Origin of the sequence: Streptomyces sp. NBC_00286 (genome assembly GCF_036173125.1) — a bacterium.
Classification (GTDB): domain Bacteria; phylum Actinomycetota; class Actinomycetes; order Streptomycetales; family Streptomycetaceae; genus Streptomyces.
The window spans coordinates 2,733,043-2,754,619 of the sequence record NZ_CP108054.1 but is presented as its reverse complement, the minus strand read 5'-3'; the positions used below and the strand labels follow the sequence as shown (position 1 = coordinate 2,754,619).

The window sequence follows — 21,577 nt, the reverse complement described above, 5'->3', positions numbered from 1 at the left end:
AGCAAGCCCAGGCATAAGAGTGCGGCCGGTCCTCCCCAGGTCCGGCCGCACTCCTGTGTACGCGGCTACTCCGCTACGGGCAGCCGCGCACCGTCCCGCAGGAACAGCGGAATGCGGTCCAGCGGGGCGTCGACGGTCACGGCCGCGCCGCCCTCGTACGTCTCGCCGGTCCACGCGTCGGTCCAGCGCGCGCCCGCCGGGAGATAGGCCGTACGGGCCGTCGCGCCCGCCGTCAGCACCGGCGCGACCAGCAGATCCGGGCCGAAGAGGTACGCGTCGTCCACCGACCAGGTCGTCTGGTCCTCCGGGAACTCGAGGAACAGCGGGCGCATCACCGGCAGCCCCTCCTGGTGAGCCGCACGCATCACATCCAGGACGTACGGCTTCAGGCGCTCACGCAGCCGCAGGTACTTCTCCATGATCGCGGCGGCCTTCTCGCCGTACGACCAGACCTCGTTCGGACCGCCGGTCATGGCCGGGCCGAGCGGCATGCCCGGGTCGCGGAAGCCGTGCAGACGCATCAGCGGGGACAGCGCGCCGAACTGGAACCAGCGGACCATGACCTCCTGGTACGCCGGGTCGTTCGGATCGCCACCGTGGAAGCCGCCGATGTCGGTGTTCCACCAAGGGATGCCGGACAGCGCCGTGTTGAGGCCTGCCGCGATCTGGCGGCGCAGGGTCGCGAAGTCGGTGCCGATGTCGCCGGACCACAAGGCGGCGCCGTAACGCTGACTGCCCGCCCAGGCCGAGCGGTTGAGGGTGACGACCTCGGTCTCGCCGGCGGCCACCATGCCCTCGTAGAAGGCACGGGCGTTCTCGCGCGGGTAGAGGTTGCCGACCTCCAGGCCGGGGCCCGCCCAATAGCGCAGGTTCTCCTGGAAACCCGGCTTGATCTCCGGCTCGCAGGCGTCCAGCCAGAAGGACTGAATGCCGTACGGCGTGAGGTAGTTGTCGCGGACCTTCGACCACATGAAGTCGCGCGCTTCGGGATTCGTCGCGTCGTAGAAGGCGACCTGGACCGTGGAGGCGACCTCCTTGTCGGGCCAGTCGGCGTGCGCCATCGGGCCGTACTGCGTGCCGATGAAGTAGCCGCGCTGCTCCATGAGGTCATGGTTCTCGGAGAGCGGGGACACCGACGGCCACACCGACACGACCAGCTTGACGCCGAGTTCGTCCAACTCCCGCACCATCGCCGCAGGATCGGGCCACTCGGCGGGGTCGAACTTCCACTCGCCCAGATGCGTCCAGTGGAAGAAGTCGCAGACGATGACGTCCAGGGGGAGCCCGCGGCGCTTGTACTCCCTTGCCACGGCGAGGAGTTCATCCTGTGTGCGGTAGCGCAGCTTGCACTGCCAGAAGCCCGCGGCCCACTCGGGCAGCATCGGCGTACGGCCGGTCACCGCGCTGTAGCGGCGCTGGGCGTCCGCCGGGTGGCCCGCCGTGATCCAGTAGTCGATCTGCCGGGCCGAGTCCGCAACCCAGCGCGTGCCGTTGCCCGCCAGCTCCACGCGGCCGATTGCCGGGCTGTTCCACAGCAGGGTGTAGCCGCGGCTGGAGGTGAGCACCGGGATGCTGACCTCGGCGTTGCGCTGCACGAGATCGAGGACGGCGCCCTTCTGGTCGAGCATCCCGTGCTGGTGCTGGCCGAGGCCGAACAGCTTCTCGCCCTCGTACGCGGCGAAGCGCTGCTCCAGGCGGTGGTAGCCGTTGCCGACGGGGGTGTAGAGGCGCGGGCCAGGCCACCAGAAGTGGGCGCGCTCCTCGGTGAGGAGTTCCGAGCCGTCGTCGGTACGGGTGAAACGCAGGAGGCCCTCGGCTGTGACCTCGACCGTGAGCGCGCCGACGGTCAGCAGACCGAGCCCGTCCTCGATCTTGACGCTCGCCTCGGTGACCGGCGCCTCGTCGAGCAGCGCACCCGGCAGCCCCTCGACGACCGGGCCGCCGAGCCGCGCCCGGACCCGTACCGCGTCCGGGCCCCACGGCTCGATACGTACGGTCTCCTGGCGCCCGCTCCACTCCAGGGCGCCGTCACGCTCGCGGAACGTGCCGACGGTGGGGGAGGACTGGGCGAGGCTGACCGCCCCCTGCTGGGGCTGGATCTCGGCAGGCTGATTCACGTGAGGTGCTCCCTGCAGGAGTAAAGGCGGGGTGGGGGTGCCTTGCGAGGCCGTGACCGGGTGGCGCCTAGGACTTGGCGGGCGCCGGCCCCGTACTGGCCCGTGTCGTCAACTCCGGCGCGATCAGGACGACTTCGTCGGTGCCGCGGCCGTCGAGCTTGGCGACCAGCAGTTCCACGGCGTTCCGTCCCATCTCCTGCGCGGGGATGGCGACGGAGGTCAGCCGCACCGATGCCTGGGTGGCGACCTGGTCCGGGCAGACCGCGACCACCGACACGTCCTCGGGTACGGCACGCCCCTGCTGGCGCAGCAGCCCGAGCAGCGGCTCCACCGCGGACTCGTTCTGCACGACGAAGCCCGTGGTGCCCGGGCGTTCGTCGAAGATCCGCGCCAGGGTCACGGCCATCGCGTCGTATCCGCCCTCGCATGGGCGGTGCAGCAGCCGCAGTCCCAACTCGCGGCTGCGGGAACGCAGTCCGTCGAGGGTGCGCTCGGCGAAGCCCGTGTGGCGCTCGTAGACCGCGGGCGCCTCGCCTATGACAGCGATGTCGCGATGCCCGAGCATGGCCAGATGCTCGACGCACAGGGCGCCCGTCGCGCCGAAGTCGAGGTCGACGCAGGTCAGACCGCTGGTGTCGGCGGGCAGTCCGATGAGGACAGAGGGCTGGTCTGTGCCGCGTAGCAACGGCAGCCGCTCGTCGTCGAGTTCGACGTCCATCAGGATCATCGCGTCGGCGAGACCGCTGCCGGTGACGCGGCGTACGGCGTCGGGGCCCTCCTCGCCGGTGAGCAGCAGTACGTCGTATCCGTGGGTGCGGGCGGTGGTCGCCACCGCGATGGCGATCTCCATCATCACGGGTACGTACATGTCCGTACGGAGCGGGACCATCAGCGCGATGATGTTGGAGCGGTTGCTTGCCAGCGCCCTGGCGCCCGCGTTGGGGTGGTAGCCGAGCTCCTGGATGCTTCGCTCGACCCGCTGCCGGGTGCCCACGGAGATGGATCGCTTGCCGCTGAGGACATAGCTCACCGTGCTGGCCGAGACTCCGGCGTGCTGGGCGACCTCGGCGAGGGTGACCATCCAGCTCTCCAAGGTGTGTGAAGCGCTTCGACAGCGCGGGTGTTCGTTTACTTTCGAGCGGGGGTGGCTCGACAGTAGCTTGGTGGACGCTACGTGTCCATACTTTGTCGAAGCGCTTCGACTCCGTCGGTTCAGCGGGGCGCCTACGGGGGTGGTTCGATGGGGTTTGTGGGCGTGTGCGGGTTGTTGTGGGTTGCTCGCGCCCGCGCGGCGGAGCCGCAAGTGTCACAGCCCCGCGCCCCTGATGGGGCCCTGCGGCCCCCAAAAACCTTGCGCGCCGTCCCAGCCCAAGGATTCCGCGGCAACCTTCGACCTCCCCGGCGGCGCCGACTGGCAGGACGAATCCATCGACGAGATCATGGTGTGGCTCAACCGGCAGGACAAGCAAGGCCACCCCTCAATCTCGACGACTTCACCCAGGCACTCGTACGGCGCAAGCTGCTGAGCAACGACAAGTACGTCTCCGGCATCGAGGCCGATACCGAGGTCTTCCGCGGCTCCGGCCGGCTGGCCACCAAGGCGTTCTCGGTGGACATCGGCTGAAATCGGAGTACGTGCGGAAGGGCTCATCCGGCGGGGAGGTGCGCCAGGACTGGTGACGTTGCCCGTAATCGGGTACATACGATCCAGTAGCACCGGCCAGTAACCAAACTGTTCCGAAGATCCCGACTCGCGGCGAGGTGAAGCCCCTCATGTCCGCACCAACCAAGAAGCCCGCCGTCACCGAGCGCGAAGCGCGCCAAGTGGCGGAGGCCGCACGTGAGCAGGACTGGCGCAAGCCGAGCTTCGCCAAGGAGCTGTTCCTCGGCCGCCTCCGGCTCGATCTGATCCATCCGCACCCGATGCCCACCGACGAGGAGGCGCAGCGCGGCGAGGAGTTCCTCGCCAAGCTGCGCGACTTCTGCGAGACGAAGATCGACGGGGCGCGGATCGAGCGCGACGCGCAGATCCCGGACGAGACCATCAACGGGCTCAAGGAGCTCGGCGCCCTCGGCATGAAGATCGACACCAAGTACGGCGGTCTCGGCCTCACCCAGGTGTACTACAACAAGGCGCTCGCTCTGGTGGGCTCCGCGAACCCGGCGGTCGGCGCGCTGCTCTCCGCGCATCAGTCGATCGGCGTACCGCAGCCGCTGAAGCTCTTCGGCACGCAGGAGCAGAAGGACACCTTCCTGCCGCGCTGCGCCCGCACCGACATCTCGGCCTTCCTGCTGACCGAGCCGGACGTGGGCTCCGACCCGGCACGGCTCGCCACCACGGCGGTCCCGGACGGCGACTCGTACATCCTCGACGGCGTGAAGCTCTGGACGACCAACGGCGTCGTCGCGGACCTTCTCGTCGTCATGGCGCGGGTGCCGAAGTCCGAGGGCCACAAGGGCGGCATCACCGCCTTCGTGGTGGAGTCCGCCTCGGAGGGCATCACCGTCGAGAACCGCAACGCCTTCATGGGCCTGCGCGGCCTGGAGAACGGCGTCACGCGCTTCCACCAGGTCCGCGTCCCGGCGGCCAACCGCATCGGCCCGGAGGGTGCGGGCCTCAAGATCGCGCTCACGACGCTGAACACCGGGCGGCTGTCCCTGCCCGCCATGTGTGTGGGCGCGGGCAAGTGGTGTCTGAAGATCGCCCGCGAGTGGTCGGCGGCGCGGGAGCAGTGGGGCAAGCCGGTGGCCTTCCACGAGGCCGTCGGATCCAAGATTTCCTTCATCGCGGCGACGACCTTCGCCCTGGAGGCCCTACTCGACCTGTCCTCGCAGATGGCCGACGAGGACCGCAACGACATCCGTATCGAGGCGGCTCTGGCGAAGCTGTACGGCTCCGAGATGGCCTGGCTGATGGCCGACGAGCTGGTCCAGATCCGCGGCGGACGCGGCTTCGAGACCGCCGAGTCTCTCGCGGCCCGCGGCGAACGGGCCGTCCCGGCCGAGCAGATCCTGCGTGACCTGCGCATCAACCGCATCTTCGAGGGCTCGACCGAGATCATGCACCTGCTGATCGCACGCGAGGCCGTCGACGCCCATCTGAAGGTCGCGGGCGACCTCATCGACCCGGAGAAGACCCTCCAGGACAAGGCGAAGGCGGGCGCGAACGCCGGTGTGTTCTACGCCAAGTGGCTGCCCAAGCTGGTCGCGGGCCCCGGCCAACTTCCGCGCTCTTACGCCGACTTCCACCCGGAGGGCCACCTCGACCTCTCCGGTCACCTCCGTTACGTGGAACGGTCCGCCCGCAAGCTCGCCCGGTCCACCTTCTACGCCATGTCGCGCTGGCAGGGCCGGATGGAGACCAAGCAGGGCTTCCTCGGCCGGATCGTGGACATCGGCGCCGAACTGTTCGCGATGAGCGCGGCCTGTGTGCGCGCCGAGCATCTGCGCACCACCGGGGACCACGGCCGCGAGGCCTACCAGCTCGCCGACGCCTTCTGCCGCCAGTCCCGCATCCGGGTCGAGGAACTCTTCGGCCGGCTGTGGAGCAACACCGACGACCTCGACCGCAAGGTGGTCAAGGGCGTCCTCGGCGGTACGTACACCTGGCTGGAGGAAGGCGTCATCGACCCCTCCGGTGACGGCGCCTGGATCGCGGACGCGACACCCGGGCCGGCGAAACGGGACAACGTCCACCGCCCCATTCGCTGACCTTTTCCCCAGGAATGCACTGTCGTCCCCGTGGTGATTCTGTTGCTTGCCGCAGTGAAGGCGAGCGGCACAGAATCGACCTCGGGGACGTCGATGCCCCCACCGGGCCGAGGGGGAATTCCAGTGGCCACTCTCGAGCGGATCACCGGCCGGATCATGCGGGCCGGCGAGGGACGCATGCTGCGCAGGCTGCAGCGCATCGCCGAACAGGTCAATTCCCTGGAAGAGGAATTCGAGGGGATGACCGACGACGAACTACGGGATCTCACCCCGGAGTTCAAAAAGCGCCTCGCCGACGGCGAAAGCCTCGACGATCTGCTGCCCGAAGCCTTCGCCGCGATGCGTGAGGCCTCCCGGCGCACCCTCGGAATGCGTCATTTCGACGTACAGATCATGGGCGGCGCGGCACTTCACTTCGGCAATATCGCCGAAATGCATACCGGCGAGGGCAAGACCCTCGTCGCGACCCTGCCCGTCTATCTGAACGCCCTGACCGGCAAGGGCGTCCACCTCGTCACGGTGAACGACTACCTCGCCCAGCGCGACGCCGAGTGGATGGGCCGGGCCTACCGCTTCCTGGGCCTGACCGTCGGCGTCATCAAGACGCAGTCGACACCGGCCGAGCGGCGCGAGAGTTACGCCCGCGACATCACCTACGGCACCAATACCGAGTTCGGCTTCGACTACCTGCGCGACAACATGGCCTGGTCGCAGGACGAGCTCGTGCAGCGTGGCCACCACTTCGCGATCGTCGACGAGGCCGACTCGATCCTCATCGACGAGGCCCGTACGCCGCTGATCATCTCCGGTCCGGCCGATCAGGCCACGCATTGGTACGAGTCGTTCGCCAAGATGGTCACGCGGATGAAGGGCGTCTCCATCCAGGCGGAGCACTTCACATCGCCGATGGACAAGGAACGCCTCGCCGAACTGCGGGCCACGCACGACTACGAGTACGACCCGAAGAAACGCACCGTGGCGATCCTGGACAGCGGGGTCGAGTACCTCCAGGACCAGCTCGGCATCGACAGCCTCTACGAGTCCGACCACACGCCCCTCATCGGCCACCTGAACAACGCCCTCAAGGCCAAGGAGCACTTCAAGAAGGACAAGGACTACGTGGTCATCGACGGCGAGGTCCTCATCGTCGACGAGCACACCGGCCGCGTCCTCGCAGGTCGCCGCTACAACGAGGGTCTGCACCAGGCGATCGAGGCCAAGGAGGGCGTGACCGTCAAGGACGAGAACCAGACCCTCGCGACGATCACCCTGCAGAACTTCTTCCGGCTGTACGAGAAGCTCGCGGGGATGACCGGTACGGCGATGACCGAGGCCGCCGAGTTCCACCAGATCTACAAGCTGCACGTGGTGCCGATCCCCACGAACCGGCCGATGATCCGCGCGGACGACGCCGACCAGATCTACCGCACCGAGGACGCGAAGTTCACGTCGATCGTCGACGACATCGCCGAGCGGCACGCCAAAGGCCAGCCGATCCTGGTGGGCACCACCTCCGTCGAGAAGTCCGAGCTGCTGTCCGCGCAGCTGAAGCGGCGGGGCATCCGGCACGAGGTGCTCAACGCCAAGAACCACCAGCGCGAAGCGCAGATCGTCGCCCAGGCCGGCCGCAAGGGCGCGGTCACCGTGGCCACGAACATGGCGGGCCGCGGCACCGACATCATGCTCGGTGGCAACCCGGAGGCGATGGCGCGTGCGGAACTGGACCGGCGGGGGCTCGATCCGGAGGAGCACCCCGAGGAGTACCAAGCCGCGCTCGACCGGATGACGCAGTCCGTGGCGGCCGAGCGCGACGAGGTGATCGCCCTCGGCGGGCTGTACGTCCTCGGCACCGAACGCCATGAGTCCCGCCGTATCGACAACCAGCTGCGCGGACGCGCAGGCCGGCAGGGCGACCCCGGCGCCTCCCGCTTCTACCTGTCCCTGGAGGACGACCTGATGCGGCTGTTCCGCGCCCAGGTCGTCGACCGCGTCATGGCGATGGCGAACGTCCCCGAGGACGTCCCCATCGAGAACAAGATGGTCACGCGCGCCATCGCCTCAGCCCAGTCCCAGCTCGAGCAGCAGCACTTCGAGTCCCGCAAGGACGTCCTGAAGTTCGACGAGGTGCTCAACCGGCAGCGCACGCTGATCTACGAGGAACGCCGCCGGGTCCTCGCGGGCGAGAACCTGCGCGAACAGATCATCCACTTCATGGACGACACCATCCGCGCGTACATCACGGAGGAGACCGCCGAGGGCTTCCCCGAGGAGTGGAACCTGGAGCGGCTGTGGGCTGCCTTCAAGCAGCTGTACCCGATCAAGGTCACCATCGAGGACGTGGAGGACGAGGCCGGCGGGCGCGCGAACCTCACCGCAGACGACCTGATCGAGACGATCACCGAGGACATCCACGCCCGTTACGAGGAGCGCGAGGCCGAGCTCGGCTCCGACGCCCTCCGCGACCTGGAACGCCTCGTCGTCCTCTCGGTCCTGGACCGCAAGTGGCGCGAGCACCTCTATGAGATGGACTACCTCCGCGACGGCATCGGCCTGCGCTGGACCCTGGGCCGCGAGCCGATCATCGAGTACGAGCGCGAGGGCTACGACATGTACGCCGCGATGACGGAGGCCATCAAGGAGGAGTCCGTCGGCTACGTCTTCAACCTCGACGCCTCGGGCAAGGCCCGCGCCGGCCAGGAGACCCTGGAGGCCGGCCGACGGGATGAAGATCTCCACTTCAGCGCGCCCACGCTGGACACGGCGGAAGGCGTGGTCGAGGGGGACTTCAGCCGCTCCGACGCGGTGCCCGCGCCTGCCAAGTCCGCTGCTTCGGCGGCGGGTTCGGGTCCGAAGGAAGCGGTCACCGGCACGAAGGCGGCCCCGGCCCGGCGGCCCGCCAAGAAGTCGGCCAAGTCCGCCAAGTCCAACAGGTCGAAGAACCGCCGCCGACGTAAGTAACGGCTCGCGCCGACGGCAGCGGTGGTCCTACGCGGTTCAGCAGTAGCGGTAGTCGCCGCGCGAACCCCAGGTGCAGTCGTCGGCCTTGGCACCGCTGGGCTTGTAGAGATAGGCGGTGTCGCCGTCGTTGTTCCAGACGTACCAGCCACGGCCCCAGTACTTGTCGTACGCGTTGTTGGTGCCCTTGCCCGTGTGCACCTTCTTGGTCTTGCCGGCGCCGATCGTCACGTTGCCGAAGGTGTACGTGTAGCCCGTCTCGTCCTTGATCTTCCAGTTCTTCAGGTTGACGGTCGACGACGTCGAGTTCTTGATCCGCACCCACTCGGCGTTCAGGCTCGAGTTGGAGCCTCTGTCCGAGCCCGGGCTGTCGTAGTAGACCTGGTAGATGAAGACGCGACCGGCGGCCTGAGCCGGAGTGCTGAGAAACGTGCCGGTCAGAGCCACGGCGCCGATGAGCGCGGGCAGGGCAGCGCGTATCCGCATGGAGATCCCCCCTGGGTGTCGTCCAGTGTTCAGGGAGAAGAAGTATCACGCTTTCTTCACTTGAGCTTCACAAGTGCCGATATGGCTCTGTCTTGTGGCACATGGAGGTAAGAGGCCCTCGAAGGGGACACCCTGTCCGGTCGGTGACTCGATGCGGCCACAATGGAGGGATGAGTGACAGTCCAGCGCCCCTCGCTGATCCGCATCTTGTCTTCGATCCCGTGGCCTCGGACGGGCCACGGGACGTGGTGATCCTGGGATCCACCGGGTCGATCGGTACGCAGGCCATCGACCTCGTGGAGCGCAATCCCGGCAGGTTCCGGGTGAGCGGGCTCTCCGCCGCGGGCGGGAGGATCGGGCTGCTGGCGGAGCAGGCGTGGCGGCTTCGGGTACGTACCGTCGCGGTCGCCCGCGAGGACGTCGTACCGGCGCTGCGGGAGGCCCTGAGCGAGCGGTACGGGAGCGGGGAGCCGCTGCCCGAGATCCTCGCCGGAGCAGATGCGGCCACACAGCTCGCCGCCTCCGAGTGTCACACCGTACTCAACGGCATCACCGGGTCGATCGGGCTCGCGCCCACCCTCGCCGCGCTCGAAGCGGGCCGCACCCTCGCGCTCGCCAACAAGGAGTCGCTCATCGTCGGCGGCCCGCTGGTCAAGGCGCTCGCCAAGCCGGGGCAGATCATCCCGGTCGACTCCGAGCACGCGGCCCTGTTCCAGGCACTCGCCTCCGGCACCAGATCCGACGTACGCAAGCTCGTCGTCACCGCCTCCGGGGGCCCGTTCCGGGGACGTACGAAGGCGGAACTCGCGAACGTCATCCCGGCCGACGCCCTCGCACACCCCACCTGGGCCATGGGCCCGGTCATCACCATCAACTCCGCGACCCTCGTCAACAAAGGGCTGGAAGTCATCGAGGCGCACCTCCTCTACGACATTCCCTTCGAGCGGATTGAGGTGGTCGTGCACCCGCAGTCGTATGTCCACTCGATGGTGGAGTTCACGGACGGATCGACGATCGCCCAGGCGACGCCCCCTGACATGCGCGGGCCGATCGCCATCGGGCTCGGCTGGCCCGAGCGGGTCCCCGACGCCGCTCCCGCCTTCGACTGGTCGAAGGCGTCGAGCTGGGAGTTCTTCCCGCTCGACAACGACGCGTTTCCGTCGGTCGGGCTGGCTCGCCATGTGGGGGAACTCGCGGGGACGGCCCCGGCCGTGTTCAATGCGGCGAACGAGGAGTGCGTGGACGCGTTCCTGAAGGGCGCCCTGCCCTTCAACGGGATCATGGACACCGTGACCAAGGTGGTCGAGGAGCACGGCACGCCCCGTAACGGACGTACGGGAACCTCGCTCACCGTCGCGGACGTCCTCGAAGCGGAGACCTGGGCACGCGCCCGGGCCCGGGAACTCACGCAGACGCAGACCACGGCGCGACAGACGGCGCAGACGACCACGGCGGAGGCCGGTGCATGACGACCCTGATGATGATCCTCGGCATAGTCGTCTTCGTGATCGGCCTGCTGTTCTCGATCGCCTGGCACGAGCTGGGACATCTCTCGACGGCCAAGCTCTTCGGCGTCCGCGTACCGCAGTACATGGTCGGTTTCGGCCCGACCATCTGGTCGCGGAAGAAGGGTGAGACCGAGTACGGCGTCAAGGCGATCCCCCTCGGCGGCTACATCCGCATGATCGGCATGTTCCCGCCAGGACCGGACGGCAGGCTCGAGGCCCGCTCCACCTCGCCGTGGCGCGGCATGATCGAGGACGCCCGAGCACAGTCCTTCGAGGAGCTGCAGCCCGGCGACGAGAACCGCCTCTTCTACACGCGCAAGCCCTGGAAGCGCGTGATCGTGATGTTCGCCGGCCCCTTCATGAACCTGATCCTTGCCGTCGTGATCTTCCTCGGCGTGATGATGACCTTCGGCATCCAGACCCAGACCACCACGGTCGGCAAGGTCTCCGACTGCGTCATCCAGCAGAGCGAGAACCGCACCAAGTGCGCGAAGGGCGACCAGGCCGCGCCCGCGAAGGCCGCCGGCCTGGAAGCGGGCGACAAGATCATCGCGTTCAACGGCACACGCGTCGAGGACTGGTCCACCCTCCAGAACGACATCCGCGCCAACCCCGGCAAGGACGTCACGATCACCGTTGAGCGCGGGGGCGAGCGGCTCGACCTGGACACGCACCTGATCAGGAACCAGGTCAGCAAGTCGGACGGCAACGGCGGCTATGTCGAGGGCGAGTACGTGTACGCCGGCTTCCTCGGCTTCACGCCCGCATCCGGCATCGTCGAGCAGTCCTTCGGCCAGTCCGTGGACCGCATGGGCGACATGATGCAGAACGGCGTCGAGGCGCTGATCGCCCTCCCGTCCAAGGTCCCCGCCCTGTGGGACGCGGCGTTCGGTGACGGCCCGCGCGAGGACGACTCCCCGATGGGCGTGGTCGGCGCGGCCCGCGTAGGCGGCGAGGTCTTCACACTGGACATCCCGCCGGAGAACCAGATCGCGATGATGCTGTTCCTCGTCGCGGGCTTCAACCTCTCCCTCTTCCTGTTCAACATGCTCCCGCTGCTGCCGCTCGACGGTGGACACATCGCGGGCGCCCTGTGGGAGTCGCTGCGACGGAATGTGGCGAAGGTGTTCAGGAGGCCCGACCCGGGCCCGTTCGATGTGGCGAAGCTGATGCCGGTGGCCTATGTGGTGGCGGGGATCTTCATCTGCTTCACGTTGCTGGTCCTGGTGGCAGACGTCGTTAACCCGGTACGTATCTCCTAGTAAGGCGGAGTTCGCGGCGACCGGGCATGCTTTGAGCCCGGTCGCCCTCGCTTGTGGCGGCCTGTGCGGGGGATGTGCTCCCGTGTTCGGGGGTGCCGTAATCTCGTTGGCTGGAGCCCGTCAGCTTTCGGGACCGACCGATCCTTACCTTGGGGTTGCACAGCAGATGACTGCGATTTCTCTCGGCATGCCGTCCGTTCCGATCAAGCTCGCCGAGCGCCGGAAGAGCCGGCAGATCCAGGTCGGGACCGTGGCCGTGGGCGGAGACGCACCCGTCTCGGTGCAGTCGATGACGACGACGCGTACGTCGGACATCGGTGCCACCTTGCAGCAGATCGCCGAGCTGACGGCGTCGGGCTGCCAGATCGTACGGGTGGCCTGTCCGACGCAGGATGACGCTGACGCGCTGGCCACCATCGCCAGGAAGTCGCAGATCCCGGTGATCGCGGACATTCATTTCCAGCCGAAGTACGTGTTCGCCGCGATCGAGGCGGGCTGTGCGGCGGTGCGGGTGAACCCGGGCAACATCAAGCAGTTCGACGACAAGGTGAAGGAGATCGCGCGGGCCGCCAAGGACCATGGCACGCCGATCCGGATCGGGGTGAACGCCGGTTCGCTGGATCGGCGGCTGCTGCAGAAGTACGGCAAGGCGACCCCCGAGGCACTCGTCGAGTCGGCGCTGTGGGAGGCCTCGCTGTTCGAGGAGCACGACTTCCGGGACATCAAGATCTCGGTGAAGCACAACGACCCGGTGGTGATGGTCAACGCCTACCGGCAGCTGGCCGCCCAGTGCGACTACCCGCTGCACCTCGGCGTGACGGAGGCCGGCCCCGCCTTCCAGGGCACCATCAAGTCGGCGGTGGCCTTCGGCGCACTGCTCAGCGAGGGCATCGGCGACACCATCCGCGTGTCCCTGTCGGCGCCTCCGGCGGAGGAGGTCAAGGTCGGCAACCAGATCCTGGAGTCGCTGGGGCTGCGGGAGCGGGGCCTGGAGATCGTCTCATGCCCGTCCTGTGGCCGTGCCCAGGTGGACGTCTACAAGCTGGCCGAGGAGGTCACGGCCGGTCTGGACGGCATGGAGGTCCCTCTGCGGGTCGCGGTCATGGGCTGCGTGGTGAACGGTCCGGGCGAGGCGAGGGAAGCGGACCTGGGGGTCGCCTCCGGCAACGGCAAGGGGCAGATCTTTGTGAAGGGCGAGGTCATCAAGACGGTGCCCGAGTCGAAGATCGTGGAGACCCTGATCGAGGAGGCGATGAAGATCGCCGAGCAGATGGAGGCGGACGGGGCCGCGTCCGGGGAGCCCTCGGTTTCGGTGGCGGGCTGACGGGGGCGGGGCCGTCGGGGTTCGATCGGCCACCGGCACGGCCACCCCAGACGCCACGGCCGGCACTCGCGTCTCCCAGGCTGCCCGGAGGGCTCCGGCATCGGGCGGCGGCGCCTATTTTCGCCAGGTACAGTGCGGGGAATCAGCAGATCCCAGGGTGAGGCCCCCGTACGTGTTGACGCAGACCACCACCAGGGTCCTCGAACCGAGTGACCTGGACGCCGCGCTCGCCGTCCTCGACCGTGAGCCGGTCGTGAACGCCTTCGTGACCTCCCGGGTGCAGATCGCGGGCCTCGACCCGTGGCGACTCGGCGGCGAGATGTGGGGCTGGTACGAGGACGGCATGCTGACGTCCCTCTGCTACGCCGGCGCCAACCTGGTGCCGATCTGCGCCACTCCCCGTGCCGTACGCGCCTTCGCGGACCGGGCCCGTCGCGCGGGCCGCCGCTGCTCCTCCATAGTCGGCCCGGCCGAGGTCACCGCCCAGCTGTGGCGGCTCCTCGAGCCGAACTGGGGCCCCGCACGCGAAGTCCGCCCCCGCCAGCCCCTGATGGTCACCGACCGAGTTCCCTCCGACATCGCCCCCGATCCGTACGTCCGCCGGATCCGCAAGGACGAGATGGAGACGATCATGCCCGCCTGCGTGGCGATGTTCACGGAGGAGGTCGGCATCTCGCCGCTCGCCGGTGACGGAGGGCTCCTGTACCAGGCCCGGGTCGCCGAACTCGTAGGCTCCGGGCGCTCGTTCGCCCGCCTCGGACACGACGGCCGGGTCATCTTCAAGGCGGAGATCGGCGCCGCGACATCCCAGGCCTGCCAGATCCAGGGCGTCTGGATCGCCCCCGAGTACCGAGGCCAAGGCCTCGCGGCCCCCGGCATGGCAGCCGTCCTCCGCTACGCCCTAGCAGACGTGGCCCCAGTCGCCAGCCTCTACGTCAACGACTTCAACACAGCGGCCCGCCGCACCTACCAGAGGGTGGGCTTCCAGGAAATCGGCGCGTTCATGAGCGTGCTGTTCTGAGAGAAGGTCTGCTCCTCCAAGCCGGCAGGGCATGAGCGCCCCGTCAGGGGCGCGGGGAACTGCGCGACCAGCCACAATGAACCCGCAGTCAACAGACAACCTCGGTACCCGGGCGCAACCCAGCGGAGTCCGAAGGTAGTCTCCGCTCATGTTGCGCATCCCCGGCCAGGGTTCTCGTACGCCCGACGAAGTCGTCATCGGCCCGCTGGATCTGGCCGCGCGGATCGACGAGGCGCTCGGCGTGCAGGCCGTGGCCTTCGGGCTCGGCGCGGACGAGATCGCCGTACGGCGGCAGATCGTACTGCGGCATCTCACCTACCCCGGTGCTCGCGCACTCGGCGCCACCACGCCCGACGGCCGCCTCGTCGGCTTCGTCTACGGCATGCCCAACGACCGCGCCCACTGGTGGTCCACCGTCGTCGAGCCCTATCTGCGCAGTCAGGGTCACGAGTCCTGGCTCGAGGACTCCTTCGTGATCACCGAGCTGCACGTCCACCCGCACTACCAGAACCGCGGCATCGGCCGTGCCCTGATCACCACCATCACGGACGGCGCCACCCAGCCCCGCTCGATCCTCTCGGCCATCGACACGGACAGCCCGGCCCGCGGCCTCTACCACTCGCTCGGCTACGAGGACCTGGCCCGCAACGTCCTCTTCCCCAGCGCCCCGAAGCCGTACGCGGTGATGGGCGCCCACCTGCCCCTCCGCCGCAGGCGATAGGGGCCGGGACGCCAATCGATTTCCACCGCCCGGTACCGCCCGGCTAACCTCCTAGCCATCACCGTTATCCGGCAGGAGTTAAGAATCATGGCCCAGGTCCAGCGCATGTCCCGATTGATGATCAAGACACTGCGCGACGACCCGGCGGACGCCGAGACGCTCAGCCACAAGCTGCTCGTCCGCGCCGGTTACGTACGCCGCACGTCGGCCGGTATCTGGAGCTGGCTGCCGCTCGGCAAGAAGGTCCTCGAGAACGTGGCGCGCGTGGTGCGCGAGGAGATGGACGCCATCGGCGGCCAGGAGGTCCTGCTGCCCGCGCTGCTGCCGCGCGAGCCGTACGACGCGTCGGGACGCTGGGACGAGTACGGCGATCTCCTCTTCCGCGTCAAGGACCGCAAGGGCGCCGACTATCTCCTGGGCCCCACGCACGAGGAGATCTTCACCCAACTCGTCAAGGACCAGTGCTCGTCCTACAAGGACCTGCCGGTGATCCTCTACCAGATTCAGACCAAGTACCGGGACGAGGCCCGTCCCCGCTCCGGTGTGCTGCGCGGCCGTGAGTTCCAGATGAAGGACTCGTACTCCTTCGACACCACGGACGAGGGCCTCGTCGAGTCGTACGCGCTGCACCGCGAGGCGTACCAGAAGATCTTCGCCCGCCTCGGCCTCGACTACCGCATCGTCTCCGCCGTCTCCGGCGCGATGGGCGGCTCGGCGTCGGAGGAGTTCCTCGCGCCCGCCGCGGCCGGTGAGGACACCTTCGTGGACTGCCCGGCCTGCGACTACGCGGCGAACACGGAGGCCGTCACCTTCGCGCTCACGCCGGTCGAGGGCGTCGAGCACGGTCCGGTCGAGGAGCTGGACACCCCTGACACTCCGACCATCGAGACCCTCGCCCAGCACCTCGGCGTGACGGCGTCCGCCACCCTCAAGAACCTCCTCGTCAAGGTCGACGGCGAGATCGTCGCCGTCGGTGTCCCCGGTGACCGCGAGGTCGACCTCGGCAAGCTGGGCGAGCATCTGGCCCCGGCGGTGGTGGAGTTGGTGACCGCCGAGGACTTCGTGGGCCGTGAGGATCTCGTACGCGGCTACGTCGGCCCGCAGGGCATGGACAAGGTCCGCTACATCGCCGATCCGCGCGTGGCGCCCGGTACGGCCTGGATCACGGGTGCCAACAAGCCCGACAAGCACGCGCGCAACGTCGTCTGCGGGCGGGACTTCGAGGTGGACGACTACCTCGACGTGGTCGTCGTCGAGGAGGGCGACCCCTGCCCCGTCTGCGGCACCGGCCTCAAGATGGACCGCGCCATCGAGATCGGTCACATCTTCCAGCTCGGCCGTAAGTACGCCGACACCTTCCAGCTCGATGTCCTCGGGCAGAACGGCAAGCCGGTTCGCGTGACGATGGGCTCGTACGGCATCGGTGTCTCGCGTGCGGTGGCGGCGCTGGCCGAGCAGTCGGCGGACGGGCAGGGGCTGTGCTGGCCTCGCGAGGTCGCCCCGGCCGACGTGCACGTCGTCGCCGCCGGCAAGGCCCTGCAGACCGAGCTCGCCCTCGACGTCTCGGAGAAGCTGGGCGCGGCAGGCGTACGCGTCCTGGTGGACGACCGGGCCGGCGTCTCGCCGGGCGTCAAGTTCACGGACGCCGAACTGATCGGCGTCCCCCAGATCCTGGTGGCCGGCCGCCGCTCGGCCGAGGGCGTCGTGGAACTCAAGGACCGCCGCACCGGGGAGCGCGAGGAGCTGACGGTGGCGGAGGCGGTGGCTCGCCTGACGGCGTAGCGGGGCCTGTACGCCGTGGGTGCGGCGGGTTTGTTTCGCCCCCGCCGCCCCTACCCTCCCCCACGCTCGGCTTCGCTCGAGCGGGGGGACCCCCATCGTCCCCTGGGCTTCGCCCAGACCCACAGTCCGCGAAGGCGGAGGGGCTCCGCCCCTGGACCCCGCTGGGGCTGCCGCCCCAGACCCCGCATCGGCCTAAGGGCCTCGTCCTCAAACGCCGGACGGGCTGAAAAATCAGCCCCTTGGGGGCACCTCTGGGGGCACCCCCAGCGGTAGCTGGGGGAGTTTGAGGACCCGGGGGTCCGGGGGCTGGCCCCCGAAACGGGGTCCGGGGCGGAGCCCCGAGCGGGGTGCGGGGCAGAGCCCCGAGCCGGGCCCAGGGGCGCAGCCCCGAGGGGGCCTGGGGGCGCAGCCCCCAGCGGGGCTCCGGGGCTGGCCCCGGGATGGGACGGGTAGGGGCGGCGGGGGGCGAAACCCCCCAACGGCCACCCACCCCCCTACAACCACCCCGCGAACTCCAGCAACAGCTCCGCATCCTGCCCCCGCCCCACCCGCCGAGCCCGCACCCCCGACTCGACCGCCCGGAACAGCGTCCACCCCCGCAAGCGTTCCTGGTCCACGTCCAGCGACTCCGCGAGGCGCTTGACCCGGCGACGGGTCGTCGCGGGGCCGGACGGTGAGGCGATCAAGTCCTCGACGCGATCGCGGACCAGGCGGGCCAGGTCGAAGGCGCACTCGCCGACGACGGGATCGGGCCCCACGGCCAGCCAGGGACTGCGTTCACCGGCGAGCACCTTGCTCTGGCGGAAGGTGCCGTGCAGCAGACGCTGCTCCGGCGGAGCCGCGAGCAACTGCTCGCGCACCGCGAGCGCCGCGTCCACCAGCGGCAGTGCCTCCGCATCGGCAGACGCCCGCATCGCCTCGGCCTGCCGCCCCGTCCGCTCGGCCACGGTCTCGAAGGCGTGCCCGGCAGGCGGCTCGACCCACAGCCGCCGCAAGGTCCCGGCCGCCTCCAGCATCGACTTCGCCTCGGGCAATGACCGCACGGACACATCGGGATGCAACCGCTCCAGCAGCAGCACACCCCCGGCCCCGGAGGCACTGGAGGGACGCGGGGAACCGGGCGGCGCCTCAAGGAGCCGTACCGCCCCCCGTCCATCCCAGTGCGCCAGCGCGGCCCGCTCACTCTCCGGACGCGCCCGCGGCGGCGCGAGCTTGAGGACCGCGGGGGTCCCGTCGGGCAGCCGCACCAGCACCACAAGACTGCTGCGCCCGCCGGGCACCTGCACCCGCTCCACGGTCAACTCGCGTACCGCGACAGCCTGTTGAGCCGTCTCGGGCAGCTTCTCCAGCCAGTCGTCACCGGCCGGCGCCGTCTCGCCGAGCGCCCGGACGAGCCGCTGCGGCGGTTCGAAAGCCATACGCGAGTGTTCCCTTCCGATGTGCTCGACGCGCTCGCCGTGCTCCGAGATGCGTTACGTGCGGGGTGTCGACGGTGGCCCGGCCTGGGCGGCCCGCTCGGCGAGACCAGGGAAGGCTACGCTCCCGCCACGCCATCGCGCCGCCCGCACCGCAGCCTCCCGCAAGGCCTCGGCGGCATCACGCCGCCGCTCACCCCCGGAGGCCCGTACGACATCCGAGTACACCCCGGCCACCCGCTCCTCCAACTCGACGGCCAGCCGCACGGCCGCATCCGAGTCGGTCACCGGGAACGGCAGTGCGTAGGCGGCCGCCGCCGGTTCGGGCTTCCCGTCCAGGTCCCGCACGGCCCGCGCGAGCGCGTCACGCCGGGCCCGATGCGCGTCGTACGCCGCTTGAGCCTCGGCCCGCCGCTCCTCGCCGACCTTCCCGCCCACGACCCCGTACCCGTACACCGCCGCATGCTCGGCGCGCAGCGCGGCCTGCACAGCCTTCAGCTCGGCCGAAGCCTCCGCATCCCCGGAATTCTGGGCCCCGCTCATTTCCCGCCCTCCGTCAACAAGTACACGTGCACCGCACCGGCCGCCGCCACCGAGGCCAGCAGCCGCGCCAGCTCTCCCGGCACCTCCTCCAGCGCCTTCGTACGCCGGTCCGCCAATGCCCGCTCGGCCGAGGCGAGTTCGGCGAGGGCGTCCTCCTCGCGGGCCGGCACACTCGCGGCCGGAGCACTCGCCGAAGCAGCGGGAGACGAAGAGGCCGAGGCGCTAGGGGTGGCAGAGGCCCGTTTCCCGCCCCCGAACGCCTTCGCATGCCGTACGACCTCCGCCCGCAGCGGTGTCAGCCGCGACGCCAGCGCCGGATGCGCGGCGAGCACGGCCTCGTACCGCGCCGCGAGCCCCTCGCTGTCGCGTGCCGCACGCGCGCGTGCCCGATCGGCGGCGGAAGCGGCCTCCTCGGTGGTCTCGGAAGAGGACTCGGAGGTGGAGCAGCCCGTGAGCAGCGCGGCGCCCGCACCGGCGGCTGAGGCGAGCAGGCTCCTTCGGCGCGGCCCCGAGGGCGAGCGCGACGGCGGGGTGAACGACAAGGCAGACGTCCTCGGCAGACTCGTACGAAAGGAAGGGCGGCGACCGGAGCTCCGGGTGGCTGGGCTGCCCGGATCAAGGTAACCCGCGGTGATGCCGGTGGACGGCAACACCCTTCTGGACCCGATACCCTTTGACCTGACACGCGACCTACCCACAACAGCACACGCGGCCGAGGAGTCACCCGGATGAGCACCACCCAGAGCGAGAGGCTGCGAGGACTGCTGGAACCGCTCGTCAGCTCCCAGGGACTCGATCTCGAGGAGATCGAAGTGGACTCGGTCGGGCGTAAGCGTGTGCTGCGCGTCGTCGTCGATTCCGACGAAGGTGCCGACCTCGACCAGATCGCCGATGTGAGCCGCGTGCTCTCGGCGAAGCTCGACGAGACGGACGCGATGGGCGCGGGCGAGTACACCCTCGAGGTGGGAACGCCCGGTGCGGAGCGCGAGCTCAGGGAACACCGTCACTACGTACGTGCCACCGGCCGGCTGGTGAAGTTCCAGCTGACCGAAGGTGGCGAGGTGGTCGCCCGGATCCTGAAGGTGGACGACGAGGGCGTGGACCTCGAAGTGCCCGGTGTGAAGGGGCGCAAGGCCACTGCCAGAAGGCTCGCCTTCGAGGAGATCGCCAAGGCGCGCGTCCAGGTCGAGTTCAGCCGTAAGGACAAGAAGGAAGAGGAGGCGTAGCCGTGGACATCGACATGAGTGCCCTGCGGGGCTTGGTACGGGAGAAGGAGATCTCCTTCGACCTGCTGGTCGAAGCGATCGAATCGGCCCTCCTCATCGCGTATCACCGCACCGAGGGAAGCCGTCGCCACGCGCGCGTGGAGCTCAACCGTGAGAGCGGCCATGTGACCGTGTGGGCGAAGGAGGACCCCGAGGACCTCGAAGAGGGCCAGGAGCCCCGCGAGTTCGACGACACCCCGACCGGCTTCGGCCGTATCGCAGCCACCACCGCCAAGCAGGTCATCCTGCAGCGCCTGCGGGACGCCGAGGACGACGCGACGCTCGGCGAGTACGCGGGCCGCGAGGGCGACATCGTCACCGGCGTCGTCCAGCAGGGCCGCGACCCCAAGAACGTACTCGTGGACATCGGCAAGCTGGAGGCAATCCTGCCCGTGCAGGAGCAGGTTCCCGGCGAGACGTACCAGCACGGTATGCGGCTGAGGTCGTACGTGGTCCGGGTGGCGAAGGGTGTGCGTGGGCCCTCCGTGACGCTGTCGCGGACACATCCCAATCTGGTGAAGAAACTCTTCGCTCTCGAGGTGCCGGAGATCGCCGACGGGTCCGTCGAGATCGCCGCCATCGCCCGGGAGGCCGGGCACCGCACGAAGATCGCCGTCCGCTCCACCCGTTCGGGCCTGAACGCCAAGGGCGCCTGCATCGGGCCCATGGGCGGCCGTGTGCGCAATGTCATGGGCGAACTCAACGGTGAGAAGATCGACATCGTCGACTGGTCCGACGATCCGGCCGAGATGGTGGCCAACGCGCTGTCCCCCGCCCGGGTCTCCAAAGTCGAGGTCGTGGACCTGGCGGCCCGCTCCGCGCGCGTGACGGTGCCGGACTATCAACTGTCCCTGGCCATCGGCAAAGAAGGGCAGAACGCCCGGCTCGCCGCCCGGCTGACGGGATGGCGGATCGACATCCGTCCGGACACCGAACAGACCGGTGAGCAGACCGGTCAGCAGGCCGGGGACCAGGGCAGGGAATAGATCACGCCCCCAGATCGCTGAGATCACGACAGTTTGATACGCGGCAACCGTTCGATTCTTGCCCCAAAGGGGTGAGGTCGGTGCGGGGAGGTAGACTTTGATTGTGTCTGGCCGGACGCCAGTCCGAGCATGCCCTGAGCGCACGTGTGTGGGGTGCCGGGAGCGAGCGGCCAAGGACGATCTGCTGCGCATCGTGGCGATCGAGGGCGAGTGCGTCCCCGATCATCGCGGTACGCTGCCCGGCCGGGGTGCCTACGTTCACCCCGCCCTGGTCTGTCTCGACCTGGCGGTCCGCCGCCGGGCGTTCCCTCGGGCGCTGCGTGCCCAGGGACCGCTCGACACGGAGGCATTGCGCCAAGCTGTCGAGAAGACCGTTGCCGAGAAGGCAACACCGTAAGACGTGTCGCACGGAACCCCCGTGCGGCCCTGGTACCCCGCGAGTTGGAAGTAGGTCGAGATTGCGATGAGCACTCGATGAGCA

Annotated in this window: 18 protein-coding genes; 12 read left to right on the top strand and 6 right to left on the bottom strand. The window is 69.0% G+C overall.

All coding sequences use genetic code 11. From position 1 onward, the window contains the following. Window positions 1-65 precede the first annotated feature (65 nt). Both OHT21_RS12345 and OHT21_RS12340 read right to left on the bottom strand, forming a co-directional pair. Window positions 66-2,117 (bottom strand): glycoside hydrolase family 31 protein, encoded by a 2,052-nt coding sequence (locus tag OHT21_RS12345; RefSeq protein WP_328768315.1) that lies wholly within the window; start codon window positions 2,115-2,117, stop codon window positions 66-68. Between the two features lie 67 nt (window positions 2,118-2,184). Further along, a complete protein-coding gene (locus OHT21_RS12340) occupies window positions 2,185-3,198 on the bottom strand; it encodes a LacI family DNA-binding transcriptional regulator (RefSeq protein ID WP_328768314.1) in 1,014 nt (337 codons plus the stop codon). Window positions 3,199-3,561: 363 nt separating this feature from the next. Here OHT21_RS12340 and OHT21_RS12335 point away from each other — a divergent pair, with 363 nt between their 5' ends. The 3 genes from OHT21_RS12335 to secA all read left to right on the top strand — a co-directional run bounded on the left by OHT21_RS12335 (window position 3,562) and on the right by secA (window position 8,786). Further along, the gene (locus OHT21_RS12335) at window positions 3,562-3,741 is read left to right on the top strand and encodes a hypothetical protein (RefSeq protein ID WP_328768313.1); all 180 of its coding nucleotides are present in this window, start codon (window positions 3,562-3,564) and stop codon (window positions 3,739-3,741) included. A 149-nt stretch (window positions 3,742-3,890) separates the two neighbouring features. Next, window positions 3,891-5,828, top strand: a complete 1,938-nt coding sequence (locus OHT21_RS12330) for an acyl-CoA dehydrogenase family protein (RefSeq protein ID WP_328768312.1) — start codon at window positions 3,891-3,893, stop codon at window positions 5,826-5,828. Between the two features lie 93 nt (window positions 5,829-5,921). Continuing rightward, window positions 5,922-8,786 (top strand): preprotein translocase subunit SecA, encoded by a 2,865-nt coding sequence (gene secA, locus OHT21_RS12325; protein ID WP_328774058.1) that lies wholly within the window; start codon window positions 5,922-5,924, stop codon window positions 8,784-8,786. Window positions 8,787-8,822: 36 nt separating this feature from the next. Here the strand turns inward: secA and OHT21_RS12320 are convergent, their stop codons facing one another. Further along, a complete protein-coding gene (locus OHT21_RS12320; protein WP_328768311.1) occupies window positions 8,823-9,269 on the bottom strand; it encodes a lamin tail domain-containing protein in 447 nt (148 codons plus the stop codon). A gap of 170 nt (window positions 9,270-9,439) precedes the next feature. Between OHT21_RS12320 and dxr the strand changes: the two genes are divergently transcribed. The 6 genes from dxr to OHT21_RS12290 all read left to right on the top strand — a co-directional run bounded on the left by dxr (window position 9,440) and on the right by OHT21_RS12290 (window position 16,887). Continuing rightward, a complete protein-coding gene (gene dxr, locus OHT21_RS12315) occupies window positions 9,440-10,738 on the top strand; it encodes a 1-deoxy-D-xylulose-5-phosphate reductoisomerase (protein WP_328768310.1) in 1,299 nt (432 codons plus the stop codon). After that, complete coding sequence (locus tag OHT21_RS12310) at window positions 10,735-12,039, top strand: M50 family metallopeptidase (RefSeq protein ID WP_328768309.1); 1,305 nt, start codon at window positions 10,735-10,737, stop codon at window positions 12,037-12,039. The genes dxr and OHT21_RS12310 overlap by 4 nt, the downstream gene beginning before the upstream one ends. Before the next feature lie 166 nt (window positions 12,040-12,205). Next, window positions 12,206-13,363: a flavodoxin-dependent (E)-4-hydroxy-3-methylbut-2-enyl-diphosphate synthase gene (gene ispG / locus OHT21_RS12305; RefSeq protein WP_328768308.1), complete on the top strand. Its 1,158-nt coding sequence runs from the start codon at window positions 12,206-12,208 to the stop codon at window positions 13,361-13,363. A gap of 172 nt (window positions 13,364-13,535) precedes the next feature. Then, window positions 13,536-14,384, top strand: coding sequence for a GNAT family N-acetyltransferase (locus tag OHT21_RS12300; protein WP_328768307.1), 849 nt, complete (start codon window positions 13,536-13,538; stop codon window positions 14,382-14,384). A 148-nt stretch (window positions 14,385-14,532) separates the two neighbouring features. Then, a complete protein-coding gene (locus OHT21_RS12295) occupies window positions 14,533-15,105 on the top strand; it encodes a GNAT family N-acetyltransferase (protein WP_328768306.1) in 573 nt (190 codons plus the stop codon). 87 nt (window positions 15,106-15,192) lie between these two features. Then, window positions 15,193-16,887 carry a proline--tRNA ligase gene (locus OHT21_RS12290; protein WP_328768305.1) on the top strand — a complete coding sequence of 565 codons (1,695 nt, stop codon included), beginning with the start codon at window positions 15,193-15,195 and terminating at the stop codon, window positions 16,885-16,887. Window positions 16,888-17,381: 494 nt separating this feature from the next. Here the strand turns inward: OHT21_RS12290 and OHT21_RS12285 are convergent, their stop codons facing one another. Genes OHT21_RS12285 through OHT21_RS12275 form a run of 3 tightly spaced genes read right to left on the bottom strand, consistent with a single transcriptional unit; the run spans window position 17,382 to window position 19,387 of the window. Further along, the gene (locus tag OHT21_RS12285; RefSeq protein WP_328768304.1) at window positions 17,382-18,305 is read right to left on the bottom strand and encodes an aminoglycoside phosphotransferase family protein; all 924 of its coding nucleotides are present in this window, start codon (window positions 18,303-18,305) and stop codon (window positions 17,382-17,384) included. Between the two features lie 54 nt (window positions 18,306-18,359). Continuing rightward, window positions 18,360-18,845 carry a DUF4439 domain-containing protein gene (locus tag OHT21_RS12280; RefSeq protein WP_328768302.1) on the bottom strand — a complete coding sequence of 162 codons (486 nt, stop codon included), beginning with the start codon at window positions 18,843-18,845 and terminating at the stop codon, window positions 18,360-18,362. Continuing rightward, window positions 18,842-19,387 carry a hypothetical protein gene (locus OHT21_RS12275; RefSeq protein WP_328768301.1) on the bottom strand — a complete coding sequence of 182 codons (546 nt, stop codon included), beginning with the start codon at window positions 19,385-19,387 and terminating at the stop codon, window positions 18,842-18,844. Before OHT21_RS12275 ends, OHT21_RS12280 begins: the two co-directional genes overlap by 4 nt. 186 nt (window positions 19,388-19,573) lie before the next feature. Between OHT21_RS12275 and rimP the strand changes: the two genes are divergently transcribed. From rimP to OHT21_RS12260, 3 genes are all read left to right on the top strand, one after another. Then, window positions 19,574-20,071, top strand: a complete 498-nt coding sequence (rimP, locus tag OHT21_RS12270) for a ribosome maturation factor RimP (RefSeq protein ID WP_328768300.1) — start codon at window positions 19,574-19,576, stop codon at window positions 20,069-20,071. A gap of 2 nt (window positions 20,072-20,073) precedes the next feature. Beyond that, a complete protein-coding gene (nusA, locus tag OHT21_RS12265) occupies window positions 20,074-21,096 on the top strand; it encodes a transcription termination factor NusA (protein WP_328768299.1) in 1,023 nt (340 codons plus the stop codon). A gap of 103 nt (window positions 21,097-21,199) precedes the next feature. Further along, complete coding sequence (locus tag OHT21_RS12260; RefSeq protein WP_328768298.1) at window positions 21,200-21,493, top strand: YlxR family protein; 294 nt, start codon at window positions 21,200-21,202, stop codon at window positions 21,491-21,493. Window positions 21,494-21,577 lie beyond the last annotated feature (84 nt).

What these genes read in the sequence shown, in the direction of transcription:
- OHT21_RS12340 (WP_328768314.1), bottom strand. Translation starts at nt 3,198, where the DNA reads ATGGTCACCCTCGCCGAGGTCGCCCAGCACGCCGGAGTCTCGGCCAGC.
- OHT21_RS12330 (WP_328768312.1), top strand. Translation starts at nt 3,891, where the DNA reads ATGTCCGCACCAACCAAGAAGCCCGCCGTCACCGAGCGCGAAGCGCGC.
- secA (WP_328774058.1), top strand. Translation starts at nt 5,922, where the DNA reads ATGCCCCCACCGGGCCGAGGGGGAATTCCAGTGGCCACTCTCGAGCGG.
- OHT21_RS12320 (WP_328768311.1), bottom strand. Translation starts at nt 9,269, where the DNA reads ATGCGGATACGCGCTGCCCTGCCCGCGCTCATCGGCGCCGTGGCTCTG.
- dxr (WP_328768310.1), top strand. Translation starts at nt 9,440, where the DNA reads ATGAGTGACAGTCCAGCGCCCCTCGCTGATCCGCATCTTGTCTTCGAT.
- OHT21_RS12310 (WP_328768309.1), top strand. Translation starts at nt 10,735, where the DNA reads ATGACGACCCTGATGATGATCCTCGGCATAGTCGTCTTCGTGATCGGC.
- ispG (WP_328768308.1), top strand. Translation starts at nt 12,206, where the DNA reads ATGACTGCGATTTCTCTCGGCATGCCGTCCGTTCCGATCAAGCTCGCC.
- OHT21_RS12295 (WP_328768306.1), top strand. Translation starts at nt 14,533, where the DNA reads ATGTTGCGCATCCCCGGCCAGGGTTCTCGTACGCCCGACGAAGTCGTC.
- OHT21_RS12290 (WP_328768305.1), top strand. Translation starts at nt 15,193, where the DNA reads ATGGCCCAGGTCCAGCGCATGTCCCGATTGATGATCAAGACACTGCGC.
- OHT21_RS12285 (WP_328768304.1), bottom strand. Translation starts at nt 18,305, where the DNA reads ATGGCTTTCGAACCGCCGCAGCGGCTCGTCCGGGCGCTCGGCGAGACG.
- OHT21_RS12280 (WP_328768302.1), bottom strand. Translation starts at nt 18,845, where the DNA reads ATGAGCGGGGCCCAGAATTCCGGGGATGCGGAGGCTTCGGCCGAGCTG.
- rimP (WP_328768300.1), top strand. Translation starts at nt 19,574, where the DNA reads ATGAGCACCACCCAGAGCGAGAGGCTGCGAGGACTGCTGGAACCGCTC.